This is a genomic window from Tropicimonas isoalkanivorans, assembly GCF_900112335.1.
Lineage (GTDB): Bacteria > Pseudomonadota > Alphaproteobacteria > Rhodobacterales > Rhodobacteraceae > Tropicimonas > Tropicimonas isoalkanivorans.
Genome location: NZ_FOLG01000002.1, coordinates 87,275 through 109,992, shown reverse-complemented (window position 1 = coordinate 109,992; position 22,718 = coordinate 87,275). Strand labels below are relative to the sequence as shown.

25 protein-coding genes are annotated in these 22,718 nt (G+C 66.0%); 17 read left to right on the top strand and 8 right to left on the bottom strand.

Going from position 1 to position 22,718, the window contains the following annotated elements:
* Positions 1-2: 2 nt before the first annotated feature.
* Entirely contained in the window at positions 3-3,245 is a 3,243-nt protein-coding gene (locus BM075_RS04725; protein WP_093359531.1) for a site-specific DNA-methyltransferase, read from the bottom strand.
* Positions 3,246-3,364: 119 nt separating this feature from the next.
* On the opposite strand from BM075_RS04725, the gene BM075_RS04720 reads away from it, so the two are divergent.
* Positions 3,365-4,336, top strand: a complete 972-nt coding sequence (locus BM075_RS04720) for a hypothetical protein (protein ID WP_093359530.1) — start codon at positions 3,365-3,367, stop codon at positions 4,334-4,336.
* 24 nt (positions 4,337-4,360) lie between these two features.
* Here BM075_RS04720 and BM075_RS04715 read toward each other — a convergent pair whose 3' ends face one another.
* The 6 genes from BM075_RS04715 to BM075_RS04685 all read right to left on the bottom strand — a co-directional run bounded on the left by BM075_RS04715 (position 4,361) and on the right by BM075_RS04685 (position 8,501).
* Entirely contained in the window at positions 4,361-4,765 is a 405-nt protein-coding gene (locus BM075_RS04715; RefSeq protein ID WP_093359529.1) for a hypothetical protein, read from the bottom strand.
* Positions 4,762-6,087: a recombinase family protein gene (locus BM075_RS04710; protein WP_093359528.1), complete on the bottom strand. Its 1,326-nt coding sequence runs from the start codon at positions 6,085-6,087 to the stop codon at positions 4,762-4,764. Before BM075_RS04710 ends, BM075_RS04715 begins: the two co-directional genes overlap by 4 nt.
* Positions 6,084-6,539: a DUF2924 domain-containing protein gene (locus BM075_RS04705; RefSeq protein WP_093359527.1), complete on the bottom strand. Its 456-nt coding sequence runs from the start codon at positions 6,537-6,539 to the stop codon at positions 6,084-6,086. Before BM075_RS04705 ends, BM075_RS04710 begins: the two co-directional genes overlap by 4 nt.
* Before the next feature lie 323 nt (positions 6,540-6,862).
* Positions 6,863-7,594, bottom strand: a complete 732-nt coding sequence (locus BM075_RS04695) for a hypothetical protein (protein WP_093359525.1) — start codon at positions 7,592-7,594, stop codon at positions 6,863-6,865.
* Positions 7,591-7,821 (bottom strand): hypothetical protein, encoded by a 231-nt coding sequence (locus BM075_RS04690; protein WP_093359524.1) that lies wholly within the window; start codon positions 7,819-7,821, stop codon positions 7,591-7,593. The genes BM075_RS04695 and BM075_RS04690 overlap by 4 nt, the downstream gene beginning before the upstream one ends.
* A gap of 2 nt (positions 7,822-7,823) precedes the next feature.
* Entirely contained in the window at positions 7,824-8,501 is a 678-nt protein-coding gene (locus BM075_RS04685; RefSeq protein ID WP_093359523.1) for a LexA family transcriptional regulator, read from the bottom strand.
* A 116-nt stretch (positions 8,502-8,617) separates the two neighbouring features.
* Here BM075_RS04685 and BM075_RS04680 point away from each other — a divergent pair, with 116 nt between their 5' ends.
* The 13 genes from BM075_RS04680 (at position 8,618) to BM075_RS04620 (ending at position 18,742) form a co-directional block, all read left to right on the top strand.
* A complete protein-coding gene (locus BM075_RS04680; RefSeq protein WP_093359522.1) occupies positions 8,618-9,301 on the top strand; it encodes a hypothetical protein in 684 nt (227 codons plus the stop codon).
* Between the two features lie 202 nt (positions 9,302-9,503).
* Positions 9,504-9,770 (top strand): helix-turn-helix transcriptional regulator, encoded by a 267-nt coding sequence (locus tag BM075_RS04675; RefSeq protein WP_093359521.1) that lies wholly within the window; start codon positions 9,504-9,506, stop codon positions 9,768-9,770.
* Positions 9,770-10,117: a hypothetical protein gene (locus BM075_RS04670; RefSeq protein WP_245758743.1), complete on the top strand. Its 348-nt coding sequence runs from the start codon at positions 9,770-9,772 to the stop codon at positions 10,115-10,117. Before BM075_RS04675 ends, BM075_RS04670 begins: the two co-directional genes overlap by 1 nt.
* Positions 10,118-10,152: 35 nt before the next feature.
* Entirely contained in the window at positions 10,153-10,635 is a 483-nt protein-coding gene (locus tag BM075_RS04665; RefSeq protein WP_093359519.1) for a hypothetical protein, read from the top strand.
* 104 nt (positions 10,636-10,739) lie between these two features.
* Positions 10,740-11,597: an ATP-binding protein gene (locus tag BM075_RS04660; protein WP_093359518.1), complete on the top strand. Its 858-nt coding sequence runs from the start codon at positions 10,740-10,742 to the stop codon at positions 11,595-11,597.
* A 22-nt stretch (positions 11,598-11,619) separates the two neighbouring features.
* Positions 11,620-12,384 carry a hypothetical protein gene (locus BM075_RS04655; RefSeq protein WP_093359517.1) on the top strand — a complete coding sequence of 255 codons (765 nt, stop codon included), beginning with the start codon at positions 11,620-11,622 and terminating at the stop codon, positions 12,382-12,384.
* Positions 12,385-12,463: 79 nt separating this feature from the next.
* A complete protein-coding gene (locus BM075_RS04650; protein ID WP_093359960.1) occupies positions 12,464-12,694 on the top strand; it encodes a hypothetical protein in 231 nt (76 codons plus the stop codon).
* Between the two features lie 140 nt (positions 12,695-12,834).
* Positions 12,835-13,062, top strand: coding sequence for a DUF6511 domain-containing protein (locus tag BM075_RS04645; RefSeq protein ID WP_093359516.1), 228 nt, complete (start codon positions 12,835-12,837; stop codon positions 13,060-13,062).
* Between the two features lie 11 nt (positions 13,063-13,073).
* Entirely contained in the window at positions 13,074-13,289 is a 216-nt protein-coding gene (locus BM075_RS04640; protein ID WP_093359515.1) for a hypothetical protein, read from the top strand.
* Positions 13,286-14,083 carry a hypothetical protein gene (locus BM075_RS24735; protein ID WP_093359514.1) on the top strand — a complete coding sequence of 266 codons (798 nt, stop codon included), beginning with the start codon at positions 13,286-13,288 and terminating at the stop codon, positions 14,081-14,083. The genes BM075_RS04640 and BM075_RS24735 overlap by 4 nt, the downstream gene beginning before the upstream one ends.
* The gene (locus BM075_RS04630; RefSeq protein WP_093359513.1) at positions 14,080-14,829 is read left to right on the top strand and encodes a hypothetical protein; all 750 of its coding nucleotides are present in this window, start codon (positions 14,080-14,082) and stop codon (positions 14,827-14,829) included. Before BM075_RS24735 ends, BM075_RS04630 begins: the two co-directional genes overlap by 4 nt.
* Complete coding sequence (locus BM075_RS04625; RefSeq protein ID WP_093359512.1) at positions 14,826-16,145, top strand: ATP-dependent DNA helicase; 1,320 nt, start codon at positions 14,826-14,828, stop codon at positions 16,143-16,145. The genes BM075_RS04630 and BM075_RS04625 overlap by 4 nt, the downstream gene beginning before the upstream one ends.
* An 8-nt stretch (positions 16,146-16,153) precedes the next feature.
* Positions 16,154-18,742 carry a VapE domain-containing protein gene (locus tag BM075_RS04620; RefSeq protein ID WP_093359511.1) on the top strand — a complete coding sequence of 863 codons (2,589 nt, stop codon included), beginning with the start codon at positions 16,154-16,156 and terminating at the stop codon, positions 18,740-18,742.
* Positions 18,743-18,808: 66 nt separating this feature from the next.
* On the opposite strand, the gene BM075_RS04615 is transcribed toward BM075_RS04620, so the two are convergent.
* Positions 18,809-20,824, bottom strand: coding sequence for an ATP-binding protein (locus tag BM075_RS04615; RefSeq protein WP_093359510.1), 2,016 nt, complete (start codon positions 20,822-20,824; stop codon positions 18,809-18,811).
* A 535-nt stretch (positions 20,825-21,359) separates the two neighbouring features.
* Here BM075_RS04615 and BM075_RS04610 point away from each other — a divergent pair.
* The 3 genes from BM075_RS04610 to BM075_RS04600 are packed head-to-tail and all read left to right on the top strand — an operon-like array spanning position 21,360 to position 22,496.
* Positions 21,360-21,881 (top strand): crossover junction endodeoxyribonuclease RuvC, encoded by a 522-nt coding sequence (locus BM075_RS04610; protein WP_093359509.1) that lies wholly within the window; start codon positions 21,360-21,362, stop codon positions 21,879-21,881.
* A complete protein-coding gene (locus BM075_RS04605; protein ID WP_093359508.1) occupies positions 21,878-22,078 on the top strand; it encodes a hypothetical protein in 201 nt (66 codons plus the stop codon). Before BM075_RS04610 ends, BM075_RS04605 begins: the two co-directional genes overlap by 4 nt.
* Complete coding sequence (locus BM075_RS04600) at positions 22,071-22,496, top strand: DUF6362 family protein (protein ID WP_093359507.1); 426 nt, start codon at positions 22,071-22,073, stop codon at positions 22,494-22,496. The genes BM075_RS04605 and BM075_RS04600 overlap by 8 nt, the downstream gene beginning before the upstream one ends.
* Positions 22,497-22,718 lie beyond the last annotated feature (222 nt).

Here is a 22,718-nt window from a genome sequence, read left to right as displayed (position 1 = left end):
GTCTATCCCTCGAGCGGCATGATCTTGAGCGACTCGATCCCGCGGTCATCCACGATCTTTACCGCGATCCGGCGGTTCTCGCCCGCCTCGAAGGGCAGCGAGACGGTGCCGTGGAACTGTTCCAACAGATCCTCGTCCAGCTCCGCGCGGACGGTCTTGCGCAGGCGGTTCCAGCCGCCCTTCGCATCCGCCATCGGGAAGAACATCTGGTGCGGCATCAGCGAGCGGTTGTCGTAGTCCACGTCCAGCGACCACATCGCGATCTGCTTCTTGCCACCCGAGACGAGGTCGCCCGCCTTCGGGTCGAAATAGTCGAAGCCGTTCACCTCGACCTCCCACATCCCGTCCTTGCGCTTGCGCAGCTCCACGTCCGGCTGGCCCATCAGCCAGAAGGACTGGTTCGAAGCGCGCTTCTTCTTCAGATCCTCGGTCAGCAGGTCGGTGTTCATCTGCGCCTTGAGCAGCGTCACGCCCGGCCAGTTCACCTCGTCGATGTCCTTCGCGGCCTCGGGGTCGAAGGTGAAGGCGCAGAACAGGATGAATTTCGGCGACGGGCGCAGGGTCTCGGCCTCGGTCAGCGCCAGTTCCACCTGCCTCTGCTCCAGCGCCGCGTGCTCGGGGCCGAAGCTGACGACGACGCGCTCGCCCGTCTCGGCCAGCGATCCGCTGGCGTGGATGTATTTCAGCCCCGGCAGCGTCTCGAACTCGGCGAAGCGGAGCATGGCGCCGCCCTTGCCGCGCACGCCGGTCTTGAGCAGTTCGTCGCGCCACAGCGACTGGCGCGAGGTCTCGCCTGAGCGGGCGACGGTCTCGTCGGCCTCTTGAGGCGGCATGCTTTCGTCCAGCGACAGGACGGTCGGCGCGGGCACCGCCTCGACCGAAAAGGGCCCGCAGATGCGCAGCTTTGATCGGTCGATGCGGGGCTTGTCGTAAAGCGTCTCCTGCTCGGCATGGTCGCTGATGCTTTGATCCATGCGGCGCTGCAGCGCCTGACGGGCGGCGTGGAAGGTGTCGAAAGGCGCGTGGGCGGCCTCGGGCCAATCGTCCGGCCAGTCGAAGGGCACCTCCCATTCGTGCAGGGTGTCGCCCTTGGCGAAATCCACCGGCTTGCCTTTGCGCACGCCCTGCGTGGGCTTGAGCGGCTTCGGGGGGGCGGCGGCCAGCGCGGCGTTCAGGTCGGCCAGCGCCGCCGCGATCTTCGGGTGGTCCTCGTTGTAGATCGTGTCGATGTCGGGGTTGTTGGCGATGCTTTTCAGCGTGATGTGCGGCACGGTCTCGTAGTCGAATCCGCCCCCCAGCCCTTCATGCGGATAGCGCAGGGCGTAGTAGTCGAAGCTGGCGGTCATCAGCCGCTGCTTGGCCAGCGTGATCGCCACGCGGGAGGTGTCGCAGGTGATCCAGCGCCGCCCCCATTTCTCGGCAACGAAGGCGGTGGTGCCGGAGCCGCAGGTGGGATCGAGCACCAGATCGCCGGGATCGGTGGTCATCAAGAGGCAGCGTTCGACAATCTTCACGGCAGATTGGACGACGTAAACCTTCTCTTCTGTGAAGCTGCCGGTGCCCATATCCGTCCAAACATTCCCAATCTCAGATGCTGGAAAATCATCAATGAAGCGGACGTAGGTAAGCGAGTTCTTTGCACCGTTAATTCGGGATGCCTTGATGAGGCGCGAGAACCCGAGTTCGCCGGTCTTCCAATATCCCTTGCCGGGCCCAAATTCGCGCCCTTGGAAGGCAACCGGAAAATCACCTGGAGGTCTTTGGGAGGTCGTATTGTCATAGCGGAGGACTCGGCCACCGCGCGACATCAGTGCTTCCCTTTCCGTTGCCTCTGGCGGCAGCCTCTCGACGCGAAGGTCAGGCATTCGAACGTAGCGGTACACGCCAGATGCATCGTCCTCGAGCTTCTTCTCCCGGTACGGGCGGCGGAATTTCGTGCGGCTCTTGTCCTTCGAAAACCAGAGTATGTAATCCGCCAGTCCGGCCATCAGCTCTGCCGTCTGTCCGGCAGTTTTCGTCACGCAGATCAGTGAGACGAAATTCTTAGCGCCGAAGACTTCTTCGCATAGCTCGCGCGCGTGGTGGACGTTTTCATCTCCGATCTGCACGAACACCGACCCGCTCTCGGTCAGCAATTCCCGCGCCAGCATCAGCCGATCGCGCAGATAGGTGAGGTAGGAGTGTATGCCGAGTTCCCAGGTGTCGCGAAACGCCTTGATCATCTCGGGTTCCTGGGTGAGGTCGTCGTCCGAACGGTCCTTCACGTCGCGCTTGTTCGTGAAGGGCTGGAAGTTCGACCCGTATTTGATGCCATAGGGCGGGTCGATGTAGATCATCTGCACCTTTCCGCCCATGCTCTCCTTGGTCAAAAGCGAGTTCATCACCAGCAGGCTGTCGCCCGCCACCAGGCGGTTCGACCAGCCCTTTTCGTGGTGGTAGAAATCCAGCGCCTGGCGCAGCGGCAGGTTCTCGAACGGCGCCGCGAACAGGTCCGGCTGCTGCCACTGCGTCGGCGCGTCCTTGCCCTTCAGCCGCTTCGCCGCATTGGCGAGTATCGTCGCCGGGTCCACCCGTTCATGGACATGGAGCGAGACGGTATCGACCTCGACGCTGGTCCGCTCCGCCTTGCCCGTCCAGTTGAGATAGGGCGCTTGAAGCCGCTTCAGCTCCTGCAGCGCATCCTTCATCCGCTCGGGATCGTCGCTGGCCAGCGCGTCGTCGATGAGCCGTTCGATCCCCGCGCGCGCGCTGTCGAAGTTCAGCACCGGGTCGAGATGCGGGTCGTAAGCCCAGACCGTCTTCTCGCCATCCGGATCGGTGCCGGCATGGACCATCCCGACCTCGGGGTTGTTCACCCGCGTTTCGCCATGGCGGTAGCTGAGCACCTGCGTGGGGCCGTTCGGCTTGCGCGCGGCCTTCTTGCCTCGAGAGGCGACACGCTGCCGCGGCGCGGGCTCGTCGGTCGGCGTCAGTTCGAACCCTTCGTCGTCGGCATCCTCGTCCGAAGATTCCTCGCCGTCGTCCTCATCCTCTTCGGCATCGACCACCCGCATGATCGACCCGCCCCGCCCACGGCCACGGGCAAGAAGCCCGTCATCGACCAGCGCATCGCGCGCGGCGGCGTAGTCGTCATCGGTCAGGTCCGGCACACGCTCGCGCAGCAGCGCCATCATCGCGCCGTTGCCGATGGAGGACCCGTCTTCGGGGGTAAGGGAAAGGATCAGGTCGGTCAGACTGTCGGACATGCGGGACGGGCACTCGCGAAAAGGGCTTGTTTTCCAGAAGACTATCGCGCGAGTCTTTGTTTTGCACGCCCGATTCCGCCGATCCGGCGCGGCAATCCTCAACGTCAGATCGAGAAACCATGCTGTACGACCGCATCATCAAACAGGGCACCATCAACGAGAGGGGCGGAAAGCCCGAACCCCAGTTCGCGCTGCCGTCGACGGTCAACTGGATGCGTGCCCTGCGAATCCTTGCGGAGGACGAAGGGATCGATTTCGGGACGGCGACCGCCTTCTACGGGAAGGAAGGAAAGCGGAAGATGGATGTCTGGGTCGAGAACACAGTGCTCGAGCAACTCTTCCTGGGGCTTCATCATCTTTCTGCCCTCGACCAATTCCGAGGCGGAACGACGGCCGCGGACTACGCGAGGGTCGGAGTGTTGGCCTGGTACTACGGCATCGCCAACGCGGCGAGCGCTATGACCGCCGCGCAATCCGGATCCTTCCAGGAGGACCATGCTGGGACGGCGCGGCTGTGGGACGAGCAGATCGCCAGCCGGGGCCTCGCCATGGCGCCGTTCAGCTGGAGAGTGAGCAGTCTCGTGGAGAAGACCTACAAGGCGGAGGTCGATGCACTGCGGAATGGCAGCGCCGGGAAGCTCCAGACGCGCCCCTCTACGAAAAACGACGCACTGGGCGCAGCTGCCGGGTATTTGTCCGGATCGGCGAAGTGGTACGCGTGGAAGACAGAAGAGGATCTGAAACGCGAGCGTGCGTTCAAGGAACTGGGCGTCGACAGTTTTCGCTCGAAAGCTGCAAGGACGCTGCGGGATCAGAGGCTTGAGCGGAAGCCTATGGGGTTCGTTCACCAGGCAGCCCGCTACCGCGGCAAGGCGAACTATCGCGAGGCGCTATTTCTCGCATACGGCTCCGGCACCGAGACGATCCTTTCCGGGTACGTGGAAGACATGCACGCCGTGCTCAAGGCGTTTCTCGCAATGGCAGGCGCCTTCGCGCGCCGAAAGCTGGGCAAGGATTTGTGGTCTGAATTTGTCGCAGATGTCGACGCGAAGAAGGCCTTCACGACCCGAGCCGGCGATATCTGGGCGTGAAAGCTGGGGTGATGGAGCCAGACGCTAGATGTCATTCGTCCCGGGCTGCAGGAATCGCATCCGCTGTTCCTTCCAGTCCAACGGGAAAGGATCCATCATGTTCGCAAGCGTGACGCTCTCAGGCTGGCGGCCCTCCATGATGGCATCCACGATTTCCGGGGCCAGCAGAGAGAGGCGCATAAGCCGCGCCATGTATGTGAAGGCGATGCCCTCTCGCTCAGCCAGTTCGGAAATCGACGCGAACTCGCCCGACTCCAGCATCCGCTTCCAGCGGAACGCGCGGGCCAACGCCTTGACCAGCGTGTTGTCCGTCCGCCGCGGTTGCGTGGCGCCCTCGGGCATCTGCATCTCCTTCCGTCCGCCACGCTTCACGATGCGAAATGGGACGTGGAGCGTGACCGTCTCCGGGATCGGAGCCCCGCGGGTCATGCAGCTTCTCCGATGTCGCCGGCAAGCATCTCGCGGGCCAGACCGCTGAGCCCGTCGACGCGCAGTCGGACGTTGAGCCCGTCCGTGCCGATGTCCACGCGCTCGACCAACAGCGCCACGATGCGCGCCTGTTCGGCAGGGAATAGCTCGTCCCATAGCGGATCAAGCTGTTGCAGTGCCGTCCGGGCGTCGGCCTCGGTGACGTCGTCGACGTGGACGCGTGCTGCTTTCCACGTCCCCGCCACGATCTCGGGCTGGCGAAACACCGCCCGCAGCTGGTCGATGACTGCGGCCTCGATCTCGCCCGCGGGTACGCGGCCGACCGGGCAGGACCCGGCGCCGTGTTTCAGCACCGTCTGGCTGACGTAGTAGCGGTACAGCCGGTCGCCCTTACGCGTATGGGTCGGCGAGAACGCCGCGCCGTCGGGTCCGTACAACAGGCCCTTCAACAGCGCCGGGGTCTCAGCGCGGGTGCGCATCGCCCGCTTGCGGGGGCTTTCCTGAAGGATTGCATGGACGCGCTCCCACGTCTCGCGATCGATGATGGCGTCGTGCTCGCCGGGATAGCTCTCGCCCTTGTGCACCGCTTCGCCGATATAGGCGCGGTTGTTCAGCATACGGTAGAGGTACTTCTTGTCGATCCGGTTGCCGCGCGGCGTGCAGATGCCGCGTTTCGCGACCTCGCGCGCCAGTTCCGTGCCCGACCCGATCTCGAGGAAGCGGGCGAAGATCCAGCGCACATGCGCAGCGGTTTCTTCGTCGACCACCAGCTTCCGGTTCTCGACCCGGTAGCCGTAGGGCGGCACCCCGCCCATCCACATTCCTTTCTTCCGGCTGGCGGCGACCTTGTCGCGGATCCTCTCGGCCGTGACCTCGCGCTCGAACTGGGCGAAGGACAGCAGGATGTTCAGGGTCAACCGCCCCATCGAGGTGGTCGTGTTGAACGACTGCGTGACCGAGACGAACGTCACGCCGTTCCGGTCGAACACCTCAACCAGCTTGGCGAAATCGGCCAGCGAGCGGCTGAGCCGGTCGATCTTGTAGACCACGACCACATCGACCAGCCCGTCCTCGATGTCCTCCAGCAGCCGCTTCAGGCCAGGGCGATCCAGCGTGCCGCCGGAGATGCCGCCGTCGTCATACTGATCGCGGACGAGCACCCAGCCCTCAGACCGTTGGCTGGCGATGTAGGATTCGCAGGCCTCGCGCTGAGCGTGGAGGCTGTTGAACTCCTGCTCCAGCCCTTCCTCGGAGGATTTCCGGGTGTAGACCGCACAGCGCAGCTTGCGGACGACCTTCGATTTTTCGGGCGGCTTCGTCATCCCCGCCCCCTGTGGTTTTTGAGCCCGAAGAAGACCCACCCGTTCCAGCGGGTGCCCGTGATGGCGCGCGCGATAGCGGACAGCGACTTGTAGGGCCGCCCCTGCCACTCGAAGCCGTCGGCGGTGACGGTGACGACCTGTTCGACGCCCTGCCATTCGCGCAGGAGGCGCGTGCCGGTGATCGGGCGGTCACGGTCGGCGCGCATGCCACGCTTCTTCCTGTCGCCGCCATCCAGTTCCTCGCCCAGCCGCTCCAGGCGCCGGATCGTTTCGGGCTTCAGTCCGCCATAGGCCAGTTCCTGGATGCGATAGGCGAGCCGGCTTTCCAGGTAGCGCCGGTTGAACGGCGGTGGTTCTCTGTCGAACAGGTCGCGCCACTGCGCCTTCAATTCCGGCGTCGTGGCGGTCTTCAGCGCGGCCAGGCGCGCGGGAATGGGATCGTGGGTCGTCATGCGGGTCTCCGGTGAGTTGGAGTTGCATGACGGCATTGGTCGGCCGGAGAGTGTAGGTGAATTTCTCCAGTATCGTCAGAAGCTTCGCCGCACTCGCGCAGCCGCAACCGGACCAGCCCCAGCGCCAGCAGACCGCACAATTCGGCGCGGCGCTCGGCGGGGGGCATCCGGTCGGGCGGCAGTGGGTTCGAGCCCAGCCATGGATATGTCGGCGCGTTTCGCATGGGGGAAACGCTACCCGCGCACCCTCTGAAAACAATCAGAATCAAAGACTTATGGGAGTTCTGCGTAAGCCCGCGCAGAGGATGGGAACCGGCGGAGCCTTAGTGACGTATCGCCGGCGTGATCTGTGCATCGGTGTCGAGAGTAAGCGCCGCCCGCCACAGCGGTGTCTTCATGAACACCGCCTCCTCGAAGCGATAGCTGGCCGTGCCGCGTTCCTGTTGCAACAGGCCAGCCCAGCAGAGCGGACGCAACACTTGGATGTAGAGCTGGCCCATCACCTCGTCGTACCGTCGGAGAGGTCCCGTCTCGGGCTCGCCGAAGAACACGCGGCGGAGGTGCGCGCCGGTGGCGCCGTCCTCGGTCTCGACGTTCAGCACGTTCAGGAAGACGTCCCAGTTGCCAAGGATCGGCGCGTCGTCGAAGCGCGACATGCTGGCGTGGTTGATACGGAACAGGAAGAACGGGACGACCGTGCCGAAAATCCGGCCGGGATGGCCGACCAGCGCTTGGCCCGCATTGGTCAGGCGGAACTCACCCTTGTAGTGTCGCCCGAGCTTCATCGCGATCATCAGGTCGTGCAGCACCATGAGCGGGGCGAAGTCGGGCTCGTTCAGCACCTTGTTGACGGCGAAGAGGTCCGCCTCGGTGTGGCCGGGCCAGCCGAACTCGGCCGCGGCCCAGTGCACGAATACCCGCTTGAAGGCCTTGGACGGCGTCAGGGGAATGCCACCGTGCTCGCTGATCCAGGCAAAGGTCTTCTCGACCCCACGCACCAGCGGCGAGAATGCCAGCGCCGGGTCGGCATCGTCGATCTCCCGGAACGCGATCATGATCGCCGATCCTTGCGCGCCAGATCCGCCATGGCCTTGCTCAGCAGATGCCGCGGGATGTTGATCAGCGCGAAGCGCTTCTTGTCCGATGGAGCCTCATCGTCGGACGCCTCGATCACCAGTTCGACGTGATCCTCGCTGGCGTGCAGCTCCACAGTGATATCGGCGTCCTCGAAGTTCACTTCGTGACGGCGACCGTTTCCGCCCCGGATGATGACGTGGGCCATGCTCAGATCTCCCGCGCGAACCAACGGATGCGGCCGACGATGTGGATCTCGTCGGCCGTTCTTTCGTATTCGGGGTAGTGCTTGTTGTCGGAGATGACGCGCACTGCGGGCGGGTCGCTGTTCGGGATGTGCTCGAGCCGCTTGGCGACCAGCCCCATCCCGTCGTCCAGAACGAAGATCCCGGGCGGGTTGGGCGCGCGGCGGGTCATGTCGACCAGCACCGCGTCGCCGCTGAGCAGTGTCGGGGCCATGCTGTCACCCTCCACATGCATGATGCGCAGCTGCGACGGGCTGGCCTTGAGGCTGTTCCGGATCCAGGAGCGCCGGAAGTGGTAGACGCGACCGGGCGTGTCGCCGTCCTCGGTCACGACCGCTCCGCCGCCCATTGCCGGGCGCGGGTTGGCGTGGGCGATGGCCACGAAGGCGTCGTCAGGATTGTCCAAGAAGGGGGGCTTCCCCTCCACCTCGCCAATGCCGTGGATCAGCCAGTCGCGATCGACCTTCAGCACGCGGGCGACCTCTGCCAGCCGGTCTATGCCGGGGCGGGCTGAACGGCCACGGAGGATGTCGTAGACGAAGGAACGGTTCACGCCGGCCATCTCGGCGACGTGGGCAGGACTGATGCCGAGCTGATTGGCCCGGGCTCTGAGGCGGTCGGAAAGCGTGTGGTGCTCGGTCATGTCATCCCCACCCATCTGTGGATGAAATAGGATAAAATCGGATTGATCGAAGCCCGTCAAGCGAATAAGAACAGAAGGTAAACATCTTACACGGGAATCGGCGCGGAGGGCAGTGAATGCACATCGATAAATCGTACTTCACGCTCCCCGAGATCCTCGAGCGGTGGCAAATCACGGAAGCGGACCTGATCTACCTTGCCGAGAACGACAAGCTGCGTCTGTCGGTGCGCGTGTTCGGCGTGCCCATGGAGTTCGGTGACATCGAGGAGGACGAGCAAGGCGAGCCGTACAAGGTGCCGTGCGAGCAAAGCTACCACAGCGGCCTGCTCGATCTCCACGCCCGCGATGTGTTCCAACTTTTCCGGTGTGGCGAGGTCCATCTCGAGAGCTTCCGGACGCCGAAGGCCGACTACGCGACGACCTGGGGCGATGCGAAGCCCGTCCTCGTCATGATCGGCGACCTCCTTCTAAGGCGAGATGAACGCGACCGTTTCGAGATCGAGACCGGGTTCTCGCCGGGCGGACAGCCGATGGAGGAGGCGACCTTCATCCACTCGGTCGATTACTTCGAAGTCCGCTGCAACGGATGCCGGTTCAAGCTGGGCCCGATCCAGGCGGAGGTCGTGCGCGCGCTGCACGAGGCAGCGCAGGCCGGCGCGCCGTGGCAGAACGGCAAGGCGATCCTGTCGCGCGCCGGCTCCAAAAGCCTGCGCATGGCCGACGTCTTCAAGTCGCAGAAGGACTGGCGGCATCTGATCCGCTCCGACCGGCGCGGCGGCTACCGTCTGAATCTCGACTGAGCGATCCCCTTCCGCCCTATTCCTGTGGGATCGGGAGGGGGATGGGTGAGGGATGGTGGGGGATGACGGCGCCCCGCCAACGGCCAAGAGCCAATCCTGCAAGGACCGACTGATCCCCCTCCGCATCCCCCGCCAGTCCCCACGACATCCCACACCGTAATTGCGCACTGTCTCCTCAACGACGACACGAGAGGAGACACCGATGCTGCAGAGGCATTGCCTGAACCAGAAGGAGCTGGCCCGGCGCTGGGGGATCTCTCACCGGACGCTGGAGCGCTGGCGCTACACCGGCCTGGGGCCGGCCTTCCTCAAGCTCGGCGGGCGCGTGCTCTACCGGCTCGCCGATATCGAAGCCTTCGAGCAGAGCCAGCTGCAGCGTGCCCTGAAAATCAGCGAGGCGGTCGCGCGCGTCGGTCATTCGCCCCGTCGGCTGACCGCTGACCCCGCGCGGGCCGCACGGGTATGCTGATGGTCGCCGCAACCCCGATCGGCGCCCGCGTGGCGACGCCGAAGCTCACCGATGTCGAGCTCTACGCCTGGATCGCACAGGCCGAGGCTGGCGCCCGGATCGAGTATCACCGCGGCTTTCTCGGGATCGACGTCACGCCGGTGATCTCGACCCTGCCGGAGCCCGAGCGCCGCCAGCTCGCCGACCTCGGTCAGGCCGCGCTGGGCGCCTTCGAGAAGGGCCTCGTCCACCTCGTGCAGGAGCGCGTAGGCCCCGATCGCTTCGCCTACATCGCCGTCGCGCGACCCAGACCCAGAGCCGCCAACGCCTCGCTCTCGGCGCTGCTCCTCGAAGAGCGCGCCGCGTGATGGCCCTGCCATTCCCTTCCAACGGAGACCCCGCCATGCCGCACCCCAACAATGCCCCCCGCTTCGACGATCTCGAAGGTCTCGCCATCGGCGACATCGCGGCGTTGTCGCCCGAGATGCTGCTGGATCTGCAGACGACGGCGCTCGCCGAGACCGCCCGCGTGAAGCGGCTGCGGGACCGGCTCGAGGCCGGTATCGCGCGGCGCTACGAGACCGCCGCCGCGGCGGAACGGGCCGCTCAGGGCAAGACCAGCGGCACCGTGCGTGTCGAGGACGAGGGCATCGTGATCGTCGCCGACCTGCCGAAGAAGGTCTCCTGGGATCAGGACCGCCTCGCCGCGATGGCCGAGCGCATCCGCGCCGCCGGGGACGACCCGACCGAGTATCTCGAGATCGCATACCGCGTGCCCGAGCGGCGCTTCGGCGCCTGGCCCGCGGCGATGCGCGAGGGCTTCGCGGACGCGCGCAGCGAGACCACCGGCAAACCCGTCTTCCGGCTCGAGGCTCGAGACCGGTGAAGCGCGGCGGCGGGACGCCCGGTCGGCAACGCCGGGCAGGTTCCCCTTCGGCACCCGGTCACCCCCGCCGCCGCGCACCCTGAACGCAACCTCCGGAGAACCCCATGGCCTTCCGCATCATCACCGCCGACGAACGGCTCTCGGCCACCGAGAACAAGACGTCCCTCGCCATCTTCGGCCCGCCCGGCGTCGGCAAGACGACGCTCCTGAAGACGCTGCCCGCCGAGGAGACGGTCTGCCTCGACCTCGAGGCCGGCATGAAGTCGGTGCAGGACTGGCGCGGGGACTCGATCCCGGTGCGCAGCTTCACCGATTTCCGCGACCTCGCCGTACTGATCGGCGGGCACGATCCGGCCCAGCATCCGAAGTCCTGGTACGGCGCCGAGTATCACGCCTGGCTGCAGCAGCAGTATCTCGGCACCGGCATCGAGGACTTTCTCGCCCGGAAACGGATCGTCTTCGTCGACTCGATCACCGACCTGACGCGGCAGGCCATGGCCTATGCCCGCCAGCAGCCCGAGGCCTTCTCCGAGCGGACCGGGAAGCCCGATGTCCGCGGCGCCTACGGGCTCCTGGGCCGCGAGGTGATCCAGGCGCTGAAGCACCTGCAGCACGCCCGCGGCAAGACGGTGATCTTCGTCGGCGTGCTCGAGAAGGTGACCGACGAGTTCGGCACGGCGACCTGGCAGCCGCAGATGGAGGGCACCAAGGCCGGGCGCGAGTTGCCGGGCATCGTCGATCAGGTGGTCTCGATGCAACTCTTCGGCCGCGACGCCAAGGGCGACTGGACCCTCGACGAAAACTCCGCCGAGCGCCGCCTCGTCTGCCGCTCCGGCAATCCCTGGGGCGTTCCCGCCAAGGACCGCTCCGGCCGCCTCGATGTGACCGAGGCGCCCGATCTCGGCGCGCTGATCGCCAAGATCGACGGCCGTGCACCCGCCCACACCGCCACCCCTTCCTGATCCAGACGCAAAGGACAGATCCATGAGCTACGATCTCAACGACGCCCAGCCGCAGATGGCCCCCATCGGCGAGCTGATCCCCGACGGCACCTTCGCCAAGGTCCGCCTGACCGTGCGCCCCGGCGGCGTGGACGGCGCCACCCCGATGGACACGAAGCTCCTGAAGGCCTCGCAGTCGAGCGACGCGAAGATGCTGGACTGCGAGTTCACCATCCTCGAGGGGCCACATGCCCGGCGGAAGTTCTGGCAGAGCTTCACCGTGGCGGGCGGCAAGGTCGACGAGAAGGGCCAGTCGATCGGCTGGAAGATCTCCAAGTCCACCTTTCGCGCGATGGTCGACAGCGCTCTCGGGCTCGATCCCAGAGACGAAAGTCCCGACGCCAAGGCCAAGCGGGTGCTGCCCGGGCTCAAGCACCTCGAAGGCATCGTCTTCGCCGCGCGGATCATGGTGGAGCCCGCCTCCAACCCCCAATACCGCGACCAGAACCGGATCGCGAATGTCGTTCTGCCCGACGAGCCGCAGCATGCCGCGATCATGCGCGGCGAAACCGTGCCCCCGGAGCCCGTCAACGCCCCGCCGCGCAAGGCCGCGAGCGCGCCGGCGCCGGGGTGGCAGGCGCCCACGCCGGCATGGGGCGCGCAACCACAAGCCCCGGCGGCGGCTCCGGCCTGGGGCGCTCAGGCGCCCGCGCCGCAGCCCTCGCAGCAGTCGTCCGCACAGCAGCCGCCGGCGTCCGCGCCGGGCGGAGCGCCGGCGACCGGCATGCCCGCCTGGCTCAATGGCTGAGGCGCGGTCGGCAGCGCGGCGGCGGAGGTCAAACCGGCCTTCGCCGCTGCCCGAGGCCCGGCGCGATCCTGCCGGGCCGATGACCCCGGATGAATGGCAGGCGCATGTGACGCGCGAGGCGGCGCTGGAGATCGGACGATGGCTCGAGGCCCGAGGAAGACTGCACGCCCCCATCGCAAGCCTCAGCCTCGGCGACCTCGAAGCCATGGCCAGCAACGCGATCTCGCGCTGGATCGTGCTCCAGTCCGAAAAGCTCCAGAGGGCGGGCTGGCCGCCCGAGGACCCGATCGCGACCTTCTTGCTCGGGTAGCGCTCTGCGCCGTCTGCGCCCGCGAGGCGCGCGGCTTCGGCTACTGCCACGGCCTCCGCTGGGATCGCCATCCATACCACCGCTTCTGCTCGCGCCGCTGTCAGGACGTGGGCAGCGCCATCGCCCAAAGGAACAACGGCATGATCGACAAGACCGCGCGCGAGGCCCGTGCGATCCGCGAAGCGCGGACGCTCTTCGCCGAAGCGCTCACCGACCTCGGGCTCATGGAGCCCTTCTTCCACCGCAGCGCCGAGGACATCGACTGCCTGATCGAGGCGGCGGTCACCGGCTACATCGACAGCATGCAGGACCAGGCCGCGCGCAAGGAGCGCACCGGCACGGCCCTCGATGACCCCATTCAGTTCTGAGGGGGCGTGCGATGATCGACCTGAACAACAACACCGCGTCCTGCAGCTGGAAGCCTCTGCTCGAGCCGGCCACCGAGAACGCCGTCACCGACTTCGAGATCGAGTTCTGCGACAGCCTCCGCGAGAAGCTGGCTCGGTTCGGCGAGAGCGCCCGGCTGACGGACGCGCAGTTCCACAAGCTGACCTGCATCGCGCAGGCTGGCGGGTTCTGGGAGCGCGAGCGATGATCGACCTGAACCATGGCTCGGGCTTCCTCTATGGCGCAGTCGCGCCGCGCCCGCCCATCGCGCAGGCCGTGTCCGCCGCCATCGACACGGCGCTGTCCGCGCGCCACCGCGCCGAGCGTCCGCGCACCTATGTCAGTTCCTCGGGTCTCGGCCGCGACTGCCTGCGCCAGATCCAGTACGACTTTCTCGCGGTCCCAAAAGACGAGGGCCAGGAGTTTGCGCCGCGCACGCTGCGCATCTTCGAGGCGGGCCACCGGGCTGAGGACATCGTTGCAGGCTGGTTCCGGATCGCCGGGTTCGACCTGCGCACCGAGCGACCCGATGGACGCCAGTTCGGGTTTGAGGCCCTCGGCGGGCGCTTCAAGGGCCATATCGACGGCTGCCTCGTCTCCGGCCCAGTCGCGATGGACTATCCCGCGCTCTGGGAGAACAAGGCGCTCGGCGCAGCCAGCTGGAAGGACGTGGTCAAGCGCGGCGTCAGCCTCGCCCGGCCGGTCTATGCCGCCCAGATCGCGCTCTATCAGGCCTACATGGACCTGCCGACCCCGGCGCTCTTCACTGCGCTCAACCGCGACACGATGGAGCTGCATGCCGAGCTCGTGCCCTTCGATGCACATCTCGCGCAGGAAATGTCGGATCGCGCCGTTGCCGTGGTCCGGGCCTCCGAGGCGGGAGAATGGCTGCCGCGCGCGGCGGCCGAGCCTACGGCGGTTCTGTGCCGCGGCGGCATGGCTGCCGGCAAGTGGCACGCGCCCTGCGCCTGGGCGGAGCGGTGCTGGGGAGAGCGGCCATGATCCCCGACGCCTACGAACTCAAGCGGATCGTGCGCGCGCATCGCGAGCGTTTCTGGTGCTCCGACCTGCTCGGAGCGGCGGAGTTCGCGCCGATCTATTTCTTCGGCGATCAGGCCGCCTTCGATGGCGATATCGTCGACCGCGCGATGATCCGGGTCTTTACCGGTCCGCTTCGGCTGCCGCATCCGTCCGTGATCTTCGAGGTGCGCGAGCAGCGCGCGTCTCCCTCGGGCCTGATCGTCTGCGCCCGCGCCGACGGCGATATCGTCGAGGCAACGTTCCTCATGCGCAGGCGGGCGCCGCGCGGCTGGACGGATTGCCTGGTGCGGATCTGGATGCATCCGGACGGCAAGGCGGAGATCGAGGGCAACCCGGCCGAGCGGAGCGACGAGACGGTCCGCGGTCACGGCGAAGTCGCCGCCGGCATCGTCTGGCGCGCGCTGACCATCCTTGGCGCCTCCCCTGAAATCCGCGACCGCAAGGTGTCGCTTGCAAAACGGTCCCGCCTGTCCCGCGAGGGCGTGCGCGGATGGGTCTGGCGTCAGGTCGCCATCGATCCGGCGCGTCTGCGCGCGGCGACTTCTCCGCAGGGCGGCAGTCACGCCAGCCCGCGCTGGCACATTCGCCGCGGTCACTGGCGGCAGCTCGCCGACGGGCGCCGGGTCTTCGTCCGTCCGTGCGAGGTGGGCGATCCGACCCGCGGCGGGATCGTCAAGGATTACGCAGTGGAGGCGCGCTATTCATGACCGAGTTCACCCCATCCGCCACGCAGGCCGCCGCGATCCGCGAGATCAAGGAGTGGTTCGAGACCCGCACAGAGCAGCAGCAGGTATTCCGCCTGTTCGGCTATGCCGGGTCCGGCAAGAGCACCGTGCTGAAGTTCGCGCTCGAGGAACTCGGCCTCTCGCCCCACCGCAGCGCGAAGGACGGCCGCTGCGTGCCAGGCGTCGTCACCGCCACCTTCACCGGCAAGGCCGCGCTGGTGCTGACCCGCAAGGGCACGCCGGCGCGCACCATCCACAGCCTGATCTATTCGGTGATCGAGGCGACCGAGGAGGAGATCGAGGAGGCTGCCCGCAAGATTGCGGTGGCCGAACGCGACGCGCTCCGTCTCACCGGGTTCGCGCGCACCACGGCCGATGCCGCGATCGAGGCGATGCGCCAGGGGCTCTCGGCGATGAAGCACCCGCGCTTCGCCCTGAACCCGCAGAGCGACGCGGCGGACGCCCGGCTGATCGTGCTCGACGAGGTGTCGATGGTCGGCGAGGAGATGGCGCGCGACCTGATGAGCTTCGGCAAGCCGATCCTCGTGCTCGGCGATCCCGGCCAGCTGCCGCCGATCCGGGGCGAAGGCGCCTTCACCCGCGACGAGCCGGACGTGATGCTGACCGAGATCCACCGCCAGGCGGCCGAGAGCGCGATCATCCGTCTCGCCACCATGGCGCGCGAGGGCCGGCCGATCGGCTTCGGCGTCTACGACGATCATGTCGCCAAGCTCCGCAAGGGCGACATCACGCCGGAACAGGCGCTGCGCGGCGGCCAGCTGATCTGCGGGCTGAACGCCACGCGGCTGCAGATCAACAACGCCATGCGTGCAGCGGCCGGCCTCGGCGGGAGCTGGCTGCCCACGGGGCCGGCCGAGAAGATCATCTGCCTGAAGAACCAGAACGATCTGGGGCTGATCAACGGGATGTTCGTGACGCTCGAGGACATCGTCGACGAGGGCAGCCTCTACTTTTCCGCCGTCGTCCATGACGAGGACGGACGCCACATCGGCGAGCCCTATGAGGACGGGCGTCCGGGCCGGCTGCGCATCTACAAGGGGCATTTCGAGGACCACGTCGCCTACGACGACAAGCGCCATGACCGCGACTACAAGGAGAAGCGGCTGCTCACCGAGGCGACCTTCGGCTGGGCGATCACCGCGCATAAGGCGCAGGGCTCGCAGTGGGAGAACGTGATCGTCTGGGACGACGGGCTGGGCCGAAACGAGATCGACCGGCGCCGCTGGCTCTACACGGCGATCACCCGGGCCGAGCGCGGGCTCGTCCTTCTGGCCTGAGGGGTGCGATGATCGATCTCAACGACATCGCGGTCCCGAAGACCCGGCATGACCTCGCTGCCGTGAAGGAACGCCTGGCCTGCACCGCTGCCGACTGGCTGCCGGGGCTCTTCCCCGAGGCCAGGCTCGCGCGGGACCGTCGTTCCTTGCGCTGCGCGGACCTCTCCGGGCGCCCGCCGCGCAAGGAGGGCTCCTGCACCATCCATCTCGACGGGCCCTATGCAGGCTGGGGCTTCGACTACGCCACCGGCGAGCGGGCCGGTCCCATCGACCTGATCGCGCAGGCGACAGGGCTCTGCGACGGCGCGCTCTTCGACGAGGCGGCGCGGTTGGCGGGGATAGACCATCCCGCGCCGCGGTCAGCGCCGTCGTCGACCAGCCGCGCACGCCCGGACCATTCGGCCGAGATCGCGCGTCTTGTCGGCGGGGCAGTACCGCTCGCGGGCACGCCAGGCGAGACCTATCTGCGCGCTCGCGGGTTGTCGGATCCCGGATCGCCCGATCTGCTGTTCCACCCCGATCTTCCGGATTTCGACAGCTGCCGCGGCTGGCCCGGCCTGATCGCGATCCTCCGGCTGCCGGACGGAGAGCGCGCGCCGGGCATCCACCGCACCTTCCTGCTTGACGACGGCAGCGCCAAGGCGCCCCCGGGCAAGAAGATGCTCGGCAGCGTGAAGGACGCCTCGGTCCGGCTGTTCCCGATACCGGAGGACGGGCACATCGGCGTCGCGGAAGGGATCGAGACGGCGCTCGCCGCACACGCGCTCTTCGGCACGTCGGTCTGGGCGGCGCTGTCGGCGGACGGTCTGGCGCGATTCCAGTGGCCGGAGGGCACCCGGCGCGTCACCATCTACGCCGATGCCGGAGACGCCGGCCGCCAGGCGGCTGCGACGCTCTCGGACCGCCTGAACCGGGCCGATATCCCGAACGAAATTGTTGCGCCGCTGCATGGCGACGATTTCAACGACGACCTTCTGCGCGGCGCTCGCGCCGAGGATTACGCGCGACCGACTGACACCACAGCGAAGTCGCAGGACGGCGACCCTGTCGAGCCGGGGGCGGCTACGCTCATCGTCGCCTCCGCCGACGATCCCGCAACGCTGATCGCCGCGGCCGAGGCCCTGACCAATCCGCCCGAGTTCGAAGCCCTGTCCACGCTGCTCGGGCGCATCGCGCTGGCGAAACTCGACCCGCTACCCGAACGTCAGGTCATCGCGCGCATCAAGTCCGCGACCGGGATCGGCATGTCGGTCCTGACCCAGCAGCTGGCCGAGCTCCGCCGACGCGTGAACGCCACCGGCGACCCGCGCGCGCCGATCCCGAAACCCGCCTGGTTCAGGCGCCTCCGGCTCGACCTCGCAGGCGCGCCCGAACGCAACGAGGCCAACGTCATTGTCGCGCTGACCTCCGATCCCGCTTTCGCCGGCGTTCTCGCCTTCGACGAATTCGGGCAGGAGATCGTGGTGCGTCAGCCGCTGCCGTGGGATTGTGCGGCCGCGTCCCTTCCGCGTCCATGGGAGGACGCCGACGACATCCGCACCGCCGAGTGGTTGCAGCTCCGCGGCATCAACGTCGCCCCGGTGGTCGTGAGCCGCGCTGTCGGCGCCGTCGCCCGCGAGCTGCGTATCCATCCGGTCCGCGACTGGCTCGACACCCTGACATGGGATGGCACGCCCCGGATCGAGACATGGACCAGCGCCCATCTCGGCGCGGAGCCGACGGCGTTCCATCACACCATCGGTGCGCTCTGGCTGATCTCGGCCGTCGCCCGCATATACCGGCCCGGCGTGAAGGCCGACCACATGCTGATCCTCGAGGGGCCGCAGGGCGCGCGCAAATCCACCGCGATAAAGGTGCTCGCCGGCGAGGAATGGTTCACCGACGAGCTGCCGGAACTTGGCTCGAAGGACGCGGCGCTGCACATGCAGGGCGTCTGGATCGTGGAGATTGCCGAACTCGACGCCATCGGCCGCGCCGAGGTCTCGCGCATCAAGGCGTTCCTGACCCGCACCACCGACCGCTTCCGACCGCCGTATGGGCGCTATACCGTCGAGGTGCCGCGCCAGTGCGTCTTCGCCGGCACTGTGAACCCCGACACCTATCTGCGCGACGAGACCGGCAACCGCCGCTTCTGGCCGCTTCGCTGCGGTGCAATCGATATCGCGGCGCTCGCGCGCGACCGGGACCAGCTCTGGGCCGAGGCCGTTCACCGCTTCCGTGGCGGCGCGATCTGGTGGATCGACGATCCGGCGCTGCTTGCCGAAGCCCGCGAGGAACAGGATCGTCGCTACCAGTCCGACGCCTGGGACGACCTGATCGAGCACTGGCTGACGCACGAGATCCGGACCGTCTCCGACGGCTTCCCCGACTACGGCAACTCCCGCACCGAGAGCGTGCCGCGTCCGGAGCCGTTGAGGGATGTGGCGGTCGGCGAGATCCTCGAGGAGGCCATCGGGCTCGAACCCGCCCGCTGGACGCGCGGCGACCAGATGCGCGTCTCCGCTTACCTCAAGGCGAACGGTTGGGAGCGCTACCGGCGGCGCGACGAGGGCGGGCGCGAGGCGCCGCGGGAGTGGCGGTATCGGCGAGACGGCTGAGGGCGCTTTGGACTGCGGAGAAATGAAACGATCAATTTCTGAATATGCGTGCCCCGAAAGCCGATACTAATCACTTCCCTCATCTTCCGGGTCCGAAGGGCTATTTGTTGCATTGTCATCCTCACCCTCGACGATGCCTTCAAGATATTTTGCGTAGGTCGTCTTGAGATATTTGAGAGCCGCATCTCCCTCTACGTTGGCCTTCAGATGGTCTTGTACAAACCGCATACGACCTTTGCTGTCCGCGAGGATTTCCGACCATGGCCGAACCCATATTTCGATCAGGCCCTCCTTGAAAACGCGCCCTGGCGGACTGCCCTCCTGACGGGTCCGCCGCCGGGCGTGCTCATCAAGGTCGTTCGAGACCGCCCAGAAGGTCCATCTGGTTTTCAGGTCGCGGAATCTCTCATCTCCAGCGATCGCGAAGGCGTAGCTTTCAATCTGCGTTAGCTCTCTCGCGCCAATCACTACGGATGGGCGCTTTAATTCAACGATCAGATGCTCACGCTCTTCCGACCGGCTGAGAGGCACTGCTCTCGATAGCATCAAATCAACAATGCCTGTTTTCCCGTCAATGCGCTTAACGGGCTCGTCAATGACGGTTTCTGCGCCGATCATTTCGCGATGCTTGCGTAGAACTTCCCTCAGACCCTTATCGTCTACGGTCAGGGCAAACTCTTCGCCAAAAATCCAGGTATTGCCTTCGGCAATCATCCGGTGAAGTTGGCTGCGTTCCTTCAGTAGTCCGCGAGTTTCCGGATCGTAGAGTAGATGCTCGATACCCGACAGGAATTTGAGCCGGTCGGAGACAAGTCGTGAGGCGCTGATAACATTTGCCAAGTCAGCCTCCTCAAGGAGGCGAGAAAACTCATTTCGCGTCTTCTTGGGTAGATCAAGAACCTGCGTAAGAATGTTCTGAAGCTCGTCTGGCCCCCTTTCGATTGCCTGCCGAAGCATCCGCATTTGGAGGGCGCGACTCTTGGTGCTTTGCTCCGAAAAATCCGAGAGGTGCTTGCTCACCGTCAATGCTACGATGTCGAAGACTTGGCGCTCGGCAGCCTCGACTGGGGTCTGCGGTTCAGTGTCGTAAGGGTAGCTCCGCTCAGCCTTCCAGCGATCAATCTCAGTGCGAGCGGCCGCTGCACCGGCCTGCTTGAAGTGTGCCTGGATAGCTTCTGCTGCTTCGTCGTAGGCTTCTGCCATCGCCGAATCCATTTCGGCCAGGTCGATGGCTCCGCGTTCCTGAAGGCGGTCGACATACCGGGATTTCAGATAGGCCGAGAACACATATCCAGTCGTGTGGAATTTTGGCGCAATCCTCGCGAACGGAAATCCGTCTTCACCGCAGAAGAACACTGATCGCTCTGGCGCCGAACTCCACTGGATCAGCTCCAACGCCACAGGGTATTCCTCGCCGTCAGCCTCAATGGGTGACAACGAGATCTTGTTCCTTTCAACGATGTTCGCTTCTGGGTCGAGCTTTTGGTGGTCGAAATAAACCGCGGCGTCTCGATAGTCGGTGAGATAAACCGCGAATACTGCCGATAGGTCGGGCACGGCTCGTTCCGGATCAAGCGACCGGAACTGTCGGTCGAGTTCGGAAATCCTCACCTCGACGCCCGTTCCAAGCGCGGCATCCGCCTCCGTCGCCTCTGTGATGCGCACATCCACGAGTGCATCGCGGATCAACGTCATACGAAACGCCATGAGGCGATTACCCTCGCGATATCGGACGCTCCAATCCGCCACACGACCGAGGCCGAGCGCTCTGAACCGGCCTTTTCCCTCCTTGCCGTGCAAAGCGCGGCCCTTGCTCTTGGATCGCGCGCCATGCCGTTTCCATGACCCACCGACCTTCCCGAACAGCGCTTCGGCCTCTTGGCGTGAGAAGCCGTGACCGTTGTCCGTCACCGTGATGGAGCGCATGCCGAGCTCGCCCACGTCGACGTCAACATCGACACGCGTGGCGTCCGCGTCTAGGGCATTCCAAACCAGTTCGGCGACCCCCTGCACCGGCGTCGCATTCGCGAGCTTGCGCAGATGGTCGTGCTCGACCTGCACTCTGAAAGTGCCATCTGCCATCTAAGCCCCTCGAATAAAGATTGTTTCACCCGTCCAGAATCGGCTGGAAGGTAAGCCGGTGTCAAGGAAATCGATACTGTTCTAGCCGGCGCTGATGTGAAGCGCGCGGCGTCCCAACCTCCCGTTGGTCCCAACCCTGTCCCAACCTACCGAGGGGGTTGGGGACACGAAAAGCCGTTCAAAAACAACGGTGTCCCCAACCTCACCCCGTGGTCCCAACCTTTTGCTACACATTCATGTGGGAGAACGGAAAAGGTCGGGAACATGTTCTTCTATACGAAAAGAGAAGGACCCCCGTTGGGGACACCGAGGTTGGGACCACATTCATGCAAGCCATTGGAGTGAAACGATAAAGGGCTGTCCCAACCCCCTCGAAGGTTGGGACCACGCGTTCGGAGGTTGGGACCGGGGCGTTCAGAGCGTTGAGCGTCGTCCGTCGCCGCGTCGACGGTCGTTTTCGCTTTGGCCGAGGACCGCCGGATGCTAATTCTTGCGGCGACCGAAGCCGAAGGCCCACAGCTTGTGAGCCTTCACGATGAACACATCGATTTCCGCGCAGAACGTCCGCCCCGAACCGGGCGCGATCAATAGGTCCTGCATCCTCGCCCTCGACCTCGGCACCACGACCGGCTGGGCGCTCCGCAGCCATGACGGACTGATCACCAGCGGCACGGTCAGCTTCCGGCCCGGACGATTCGACGGAGGCGGCATGCGCTACCTGCGTTTCACCAACTGGCTGACCGAACTCGACCGGTTGTCGGGGCCCATCGCCGCGATCTGGTTCGAAGAGGTGAGAGCTCACAGGGGCGTGGACGCGAGCCACGTTTATGGCGGGCTGATGGCCACGCTGACGGCATGGGCGGAGCTGCGTGGCGTGCCATACGAGGGCGTCGCCGTTGGATCGATCAAACGCCACGCCACCGGCAAGGGCAATGCGCCCAAGGAGGCGATGATCGCCGCGGCGCGAGCACGAGGGTTCTCGCCCGTCGACGACAACGAGGCCGACGCCATCGCCATCCTGCACTGGGCGATCGAGACGAACGGGGGCCTGGGATGAGGTGGTGCCCGAAAGGCTACGGCGGCACGCGCCGGGATCCCGACCAGGTGAAGCGCGATGGCTGGCATGACGAGGGTGTGCTCGCCGTATCCGTCGACGACCACCGCCTGACCTGGCCGGAACGCGAGCTGGTGCGTCAGCTCGGGGAGAAGCTCTATGGGCCGCGGGCGGACGAGCGGGAGGCCGCGAATGGTTGAGTGGACGCCCACCATGGTCGAGGACCGGCTCGAGAGCGCCGCCGACGTGTTCCGGTCGCTGCCCGAGGTAAAGCCGCAGGGCTACTTCAACGCCTGGCCCGAGTACTTCCACAGCTTCGCCGACCAGGTGGGCCAGGAGCCGCAGATGCGCCGACCCAAGCCCGGGCCGCGTGACATCACGCAGGCCGAGGAAGCTCTGCTCTGGCTTCGCTGGCTCGACCCCGCCGACGCGCGCCTGCTCTGGCTTCGGGCAAACCGCAAGCCTTGGAAGCCGATCTGCTGGGAACTCGGCATCAGCCGCGCCACGGCGAACAGGCGCTGGCAGTACGGCATCGCGGTGATCGTGTGGCGGTTGAACGGGAGGCGAGTGCCGAAGAAGCGGTCGATGGAATTCGTCGTGGCGCAAGCTGCTCAATGAGCCTGTCAAGGTTCGACGTTCGCGCGAGACACTTTCCGGCGAGACACCGGACGGCGAGACGGATCGCCCCTCTGACGGTATCCATGGCGATATACTGGGGGTCGTGCGCTCGGATGGACCGACGCTGGTCCCGAGGTGGACACCGGGGCTGGCTTCCGGGGTCCAGCCGGGGTCCAGGCCGCCAACTCTTTGTTTTCTGGTTCCTTTCCGGGCCGAAACGTA